The following is a 6904-nucleotide window of genomic DNA, read 5'->3' as shown; positions in this document are numbered from 1 at the left end:
CGGAACTGGTCCGAACCCGATACCCTCCCCACGGGACTCACCGCCTGAGTGGCTACAAGATCCGTACGCAGGTCAGGGCCGGGCCGCACGATCGCGACTTCGATCACGAGGTCGTAGAAGCAGGTGGGCTTGAGCCGCGGCAGCATCGCCATCTGCGCGCGTGATTCGATCTGGAATACACCGATGGTGTCGGCGCGGCCGATCATGGCGTAGGTCGCCTTGTCCTCAGCGGGGATCGTGGCAATCGACAGGTCGCGGCGCTCGGTGGCGCGCAGCAGGTCCAGCGTCTTGCGCACGGCGGTGAGCATGCCCAGCGCGAGGCAGTCCACCTTCATGAGGCCGAGTGTGTCGAGGTCGTCCTTGTCCCACTGCAGCACGGTGCGGCCTTCCATCGCCGCGTTCTCGGTGGGCACCAGGGTGTGCAGCGGATGTTCGGAGATCACCATGCCGCCCGGGTGCTGCGACAGGTGGCGCGGGAAGTCCATCAGGTCAGCCGTCAACGCGATCACCCGCCGCAGAATCGGCGTATCCGGGTCGAAGCCCTGCTCGCGCAGGTATTCCGGCACGGGCGCGTGGCCGCCCCACCGATCCATCGTGCGCGCCAGCCGGTCCACCTGGTCGGGCGGCAGGCCGAGCGCTTTGGCGACGTCGCGCACCGCGCCACGACCGCGGTAGCTGTTGGCCACCGCCGTCATCGCGGCCCGGTCGCGGCCGTAGCGGTCGAAGATGTACTGGATGACTTCCTCGCGCCGCTCGTGCTCGAAGTCGATGTCGATGTCCGGCGGTTCGTTGCGTTCGCGCGAGATGAAGCGCTCGAACAGCAGGTTCATGCGCGATGGATCGAGCTCGGTCACGCCCAGCGCGAAGCAGACCGCAGAGTTGGCCGCTGAGCCGCGGCCCTGGCAGAGGATGCTGCGGCTGCGGGCGAAACGGACGATGTCCTGCACGGTGAGGAAGTAGGACTCGTATTGCAGTTCTGCGATCAGCTGCAGTTCGTACTCGATCAGCTCCCGGGCGCGCACCGGCACGCCAGCTGGCCACCGCCAGTGGATGCCTTCCTCGGTCAGCGTCCGCAACCAACTGGTGGGCGTGTGGCCGTCCGGCACCAGCTCGTGCGGGTAGGTGTAGCGCAGCTGGTCGAGCGTGAAACGGCACCGATCGGCGATGCGCAGCGTCTCGGCCAGCAGATCGGCCGGATAGACCGCCGCCAGCGCCTCACGCGTGCGCAGGTGGCGCTCGCCGTTGGGGAACAGTCGCCAGCCGGCATCGGCGACGGTGGTGTGGTGGCGGATCGCGGTCAGCGTGTCCTGCAGCGCCCGGCGCCGCCGCACGTGCATGTGGACGTCGCCTGCTGCCACCAACGGCAGCGTGTGCCGTGCCGCGAATGCACGCAACTGCGCAAGGCGCTGCGCATCGTCTGCGTCGCGATGCAATTCGACCGCGATCCACAGGCGCTGATCGAAGCGCTCAAGCAGCCACTGCGCATCGGCATCGGGGAGCTTCGGTGCCGGAACCCACAGTGCGAGAAGCCCGGCCGGGATGTCCGTGAAGTCGGCCCGCAGCGCCCGGTACTCGCCTTTCGCGGCGCGTCGCCGTGCGACGGTGATCAGCCGGCACAGCGCGACGTAGCCATCGAGGTCGGCGGCCAATAGGACCAGCTTCGGACCGTCCTCGATCTGCATCTCGCTCCCGACGATCAACGGCAGCTCAAACTCCCTTGACGCTTCGTGGGCACGAACGATGCCGGCCATCGAGCACTCGTCGGTGATCGCCAGCGCTCGGTACCCGCAGCGCCTCGCGCGCTCGAACAACTCCTTCGCCGTGGATGCCCCGCGCTGGAACGAGAACGCCGACACGCAGTGCAGCTCGACGTACTCGGGGGGCGCTTCATCCTTCATGCGAACCAGCCATGGAGCTGGAACGGGCCGCGTTCGCCCGGGGCGCAGAACACCCAGGCGCGCTGGCCCTGCACCGTCCGGATGACGTAGTAGTCGCGACGCGCATCGTCGCCGTCCCACCAGCCGGACTCGATGCGCTCCGGGCCGGAGAGGATCTCGAACCGTGTCTCGCGCAGCGGGATCGGTCGATCAAGCAACCAGCCCGGCCGATGCGGCAGCCGTAGCGGCAGGTCGCGCGACATCGTTTCGCCAGTTGCACGCTCGGGGCGATGGTCCGCCTGCAGGCCGATGCCGTGCACGGCGTCGTCGCCAAGCCGAGCGCGCAGACGTTCGCGCAGTTGTTCCCACGGCACCGCCTGCTGCGGCCGGGTGTCGAACAGGTCGCGCGAGGCTGGCACGAAGGCCGGCAGTTCGTCCGCGACCAGCCGCAGCGCCCTCGTCGCCGCCGGCAGGCGAACCTGGTCGAGCCGGCTGCGGGCGATGTCGAACAGCACGCCGGCATCGCGCTCTGCCGAGAGCAGGCCGATGGCGATGACCGTGGTCGGATGGAACTCGTGGGCGAAGTGGAGCGAGAACCGCTGCACACCGCCGTCGCGGCTGGAGAGGAAGGCCGACAAGTCCGAGGTCAGCCGGCGCAGTGGGAACAGCAGACCCTGGCTCGTCTCGACCTCATGTTCGAACTCGATCAACGCCTCGAAGCGGTCGGGCGGCTCGAAGTAGCGCAATGGCGGCTCGACGTGACCGCGGATCTGGTCGAGATGGGCGAGCACCGTCTTCGGGAAGCGCCGCGTCACCGTCTCGCGCGGCAACTCGAACACTTGCCGCAGCCTGCGCATGCCCATACGCGAGAACGCGGTTGCGATCTCCATCGGCAGCCCACTTCGCTCGATGGGCAGCTGACCCAGCGCCGTTTCGAGGCGTGGTTCGTCGATGCCGATCTCTTCAAAGGCGTTGGCCAGCACCCGGGCGGCGTAAGGGTTCGGCGCGGCGACCAGTCGATGCCGGAATCCGAGGTCGGTCAGCTCGGCGCGCAGGCGTCGGGACAGCATCGGCCAGTCGCCGAACAGGGCGCGGCTGGCGCCGATCTCCAGCACCAGCGCGTGTGCGAAATCGAGGCTGACCTGCGAGCTGAAGCTGTAGGCCCAGGTTGCCAGCAGGTCGCGGGCCTGTTCCTCGGTCTTGGGATCGTACTCGTGCGGCACGAACGCAGGGGTGAGCGCCTGTGCGGCGGACACCAGCATGCCGCGCCGCAGCCCGAGCGCTGCCGCGGCAGGACTGACCGCATGCAGCACGCGGCGCTGCGCCGGGCCGACGACCAGCACCAGCGGTCGTTCTGGCTCCGGTAGGGCGCGGAGGGCAGCGTCCATCGCCAGATGTGGCAGCAGCAGGCAGGCCCAGTGCATGAGCGCACCTCAGTGCGTGCCGGTCAGGGCGATCGGCCGGGCAGGCGGCGTGCCGCCGCGGCACTTGAGCACGCGCACCCCGCGTTCCGCCGGTTCGATCGCCAGCCGCAACGCCGCTGGCGACGGATTCGCGGCATCGCGCAGCGAGCGGAAGGCGATGCCCAGGCATTGCCCGTCGGCCGCGGCCGTCGCCAGCCGGCGTAGGGCACGGTCGTCCGCCTTCTGCGGCCAACACAGCACCGCCTTGCAGGCGGCTGAGCGCAGGCATTGCTCGGTCGCCCAGAGCGCATCGCGCGGGCCGGCTTCGATCACCTGCACCTGCCGTAGATCCAATCCTGCGGAATGCCATGCCGGCGCATGGGGACGGTAGGGCGGAGCGATGAGGGCCACCCGCTGCCCGGCGCTAGTCAGCCGGGCCAAGGTCGGCCAGACCAGAGCGAGCTCTCCCACGCCATCCGCGGGGAGCAGGACCTCGCTCAAGGCATGCTCGGGCCAGCCACTGGTGGGCAGCGCCTCGTCCAGCGCCGCATGGCCAGTGGGCTCCGGAGCCGTCGCCGGCACGCAGACGGGACGGCCGCGCCAGACCTGGCGGGCAGCGAGCAGGCCGTCGAGGGCGACCACGGCGCCCATCAATCCGCTCCTCCCTGAGCGTGGAATCCGGTTTTGGAAGCTGAACGGGAAGGCATGGCGCGGAGTCTCGGGGCAGGTCGTATCACGTCCTGAGACAGCGCATGCTACGCTGAATTAGTAGGATTACTAAAATCCTAATCCCGGCACGGGCTTGGCCCAACAACCTCGTGCCAGCGGTGCACAATCACTAACAGTCGTGGCAACAGGGGTTGCATCGATGTGCTACTCGGCCCAGGTCTGGCAGGCCTACCAGGACTACGTCCGCCGCTTCGGCGCGATGATCAGCATTCGCGAGTTTGTGGAGCTGTACGCCAGTCGTGAGCAGGGCGCCAAGGTCAAGACGACCAAGGCAATGGACGATGCCTTCTTGCGCGCAGGCACGCTCGAGACGCGCGAAATTGCCGGAAGCATCGAGGCCTGGAACGCGCAGCAGGCATCTGAACTGGAACAGCTCCTGTTCTCCCAGCGCAGGCGTCTCGCTGGTGCAGAGCGAACGTTGCGCACGAAGTCGACGAAGAAGGCGCTCGACGACCAACGCATCGCCACGAACAAGATCGAATGGGCGAAGGGAAAACTCGCCGACCTGCGGCGCAGCACACCGGCGGATCGCGATCGCCGGATCTTCCCAGGTGTCTATGCGCCGGTCATGGTGATGGAGCACGGCAGGCGCGTGATCAAGCCGATGCGCTACCAATGCCGGCCCGCCGGCAAGCCCGCGTTCTACGACGCAAAGTATCCCGGCACCTACAACGCTCGCCGCGACAACCTCGAAGGCTTCTGGAAAGGCCAGTTCGGGCATACGCATGGCGTCATCGTCTGCGATGCGTTCTACGAGAACGTCAGCCGCCATCGGGTCGAGGGTCGGGAGCTTGCCGCAGGCGAAGCCGAAGAATACGTGGTACTCGAGTTCAGGCCGCAGCCGCATCAGGAGATGCTGGTCGCCTGCCTGTACGCGCATTGGCAGGAAGATGGTGAGGAGCTGTGGTCATTCGCCGCGATCACCGACGAACCTCCGCCGGAAGTTGCGGCGGCCGGGCATGATCGCTGCATCGTCCCGATCAGGGAGGAGTATCTGGATGCATGGCTCAATCCAGACCCGAACGACCTCTCGGCGCTGTACGCGATTCTGGATGATCGGCAGCGGCCGTACTACGAACATCGAATGGCTGCTTGAACTTCTGCAGTCAATCCTTTTCAGGAATTCGATTAGGGATTCTTATCGGGTGGGGGGGATTGACCTGCCAAACTTACCCAACGCAGCTTGAAACCAACTGGCGATCCGGGTACTAAAATTACTCTTCGTGATTTAAACTCGTTCTTTATAAATGCAATGGATCAGTGCCTGCGGTAGTGATAGATAGCGTTAATTGTTCAAACCGCTTTTCGGATCATTCTTAGCCGTACATGAGGTTGTCGCATCCTTTTCATGATAAATAATTCTCTTGTAGTCATTGGTCACGACAGATAATGTCAGGTTATTGACTCTCGGCGCGTTTTCTCGGAAGCGGACGCGAGTTATATGGCAGCCGATCCGCGGCGTAGGAGCGAAAAGCGGAGTATTGTGATGGCCACGCGATGGAAACGTTCGTGCAAGCTCGTGCCAGCTTACCCGCCTAGTCGTCACGTGCCGAATGGTCCCCTGTCGTATGGATCGGGCGGGTTTGTAGCGCCTTTGCCGACACCACAACTACGCATTGGTCGGCTGAAGCTTCATGCAGCCATGGCACGCACAGCACTCATGTCCGGCGCGCCGCCCTTACTCCTCCGAGCCCAACTACTGGCCGCAGCGACAAGCGTGGACTTCTTTGTGGATGAAGGCACGCATGTGTTGGTATTTTCGAATGACCTCGGGCATTTGAATGGGCCCGAGCGAACCGCCTTGGCGGGGCGAATTGGCGCCGGCGTGTGCGATTTGTATATGGAGTCGTTGAGGTACGTGTGGCGTGACCAGGCTAGTGCGTTGATTTCCACGCGCAGGCCGCTTGGAGATTTTCTCTACGAAGGCGGTGCTGTCGCAGGATGCGGCGTGGCCTTGGCCGAGGCGAAGGGAAGCTTGCAACGGCGTGGGGTCCGCGCAAACCAACGCGTTGCTGATGCCGCCTACCATCGACAAGTCGAAGCCCATCTCGGGTATTCCACGCCCGCGGGCCCAGTATTGCACGGCTACGCCGTCGGACTTTCGGCCGCGCTGGGCCGCCCAGCCTACTTGTGTATCGCTGAAACCGCCGTTCCGGTGGCTTTGTCAGGCGGAGTCGCGAGCCCGGAGGGTCTGGGAACCGATGCCGCTGTACCAGTGTCTTTGCCGGGCGAAGTAGGGAGTCCGGAGGATTCTGTTCATGAAACCGTCGACTATCGCGCCGTGAGCCTGTCGACCGCCCTGGGCAACTACGCCACCGTCTTGCAGCTATGCGGTTTCACCTCGCTCGGTCTGCGCATGCGCGCCCTGCGGGACGGGGAGGGCGCGGCCCGGGAGTTGGCGGACGACTTGATGACCTTGCTGAGCGAGCAACGGAACGGCCTGATCGGCGGGGCGGCGCTTGGCACCGGTGCCATGGAGGAGATCGGCTTCGGGCTACGGGTCGAACCTTTGGGTGCCCTCGTCGCGCAGTTGACGGATATGCCGCGGGCACGCGCAAGACCACCTGTGATTGAAATGCCGGTGATCTCCACGTCGCGCGTTAGCAGTGACTTGGGCAAGTCGCCGCCGGAGGGCGACTTCGTGCAATTCCCAGATGGCTTGGCCGTTTTCCAACGCAAGCTGGAAGAGGCAGTGCCGACGACTCTCGAACCGCCCGCCGCGCAGCCAAGGGCTGCGAAATTCTCACATGAGGAAATCACAAGGATCCTCGGCGAAGCTGCTTACGCAATAGAAAAAACAGAAGAGTCCAAGAAAACGCAATACGTCACATCGTATCCAGCCGAGTTCTAACCGTGGCTGTTCCAGGCCTCGGTCCGATACCCATCTATTCGCGC

The 6904-nt window shown here is 65.2% G+C and carries 5 protein-coding genes; 2 read left to right on the top strand and 3 right to left on the bottom strand.

All coding sequences use genetic code 11. From position 1 onward, the window contains the following. From ACT53R_RS19245 to imuA, 3 genes are all read right to left on the bottom strand, one after another. Window positions 1-1898: PHP domain-containing protein (locus tag ACT53R_RS19245; protein ID WP_476173534.1), on the bottom strand; the 1898-nt coding region annotated here is incomplete at its 3' end. Further along, complete coding sequence (locus tag ACT53R_RS19240) at window positions 1895-3301, bottom strand: Y-family DNA polymerase (RefSeq protein ID WP_476173533.1); 1407 nt, start codon at window positions 3299-3301, stop codon at window positions 1895-1897. The genes ACT53R_RS19240 and ACT53R_RS19245, both read right to left, overlap by 4 nt. A gap of 9 nt (window positions 3302-3310) precedes the next feature. Continuing rightward, window positions 3311-3931, bottom strand: a complete 621-nt coding sequence (gene imuA, locus ACT53R_RS19235; RefSeq protein ID WP_476173532.1) for a translesion DNA synthesis-associated protein ImuA — start codon at window positions 3929-3931, stop codon at window positions 3311-3313. A 217-nt stretch (window positions 3932-4148) separates the two neighbouring features. Between imuA and ACT53R_RS19230 the strand changes: the two genes are divergently transcribed. Both ACT53R_RS19230 and ACT53R_RS19225 read left to right on the top strand, forming a co-directional pair. Beyond that, a complete protein-coding gene (locus ACT53R_RS19230) occupies window positions 4149-5105 on the top strand; it encodes an SOS response-associated peptidase family protein (protein ID WP_476173531.1) in 957 nt (318 codons plus the stop codon). 621 nt (window positions 5106-5726) lie between these two features. After that, complete coding sequence (locus ACT53R_RS19225) at window positions 5727-6860, top strand: hypothetical protein (protein WP_476173530.1); 1134 nt, start codon at window positions 5727-5729, stop codon at window positions 6858-6860. Window positions 6861-6904 lie beyond the last annotated feature (44 nt).

Source organism: Lysobacter sp. DMC104 (assembly GCF_056313665.1).
The sequence above is the reverse complement of the archived record's forward strand: the minus strand, read 5'-3'. Positions and strand labels throughout refer to the sequence as shown.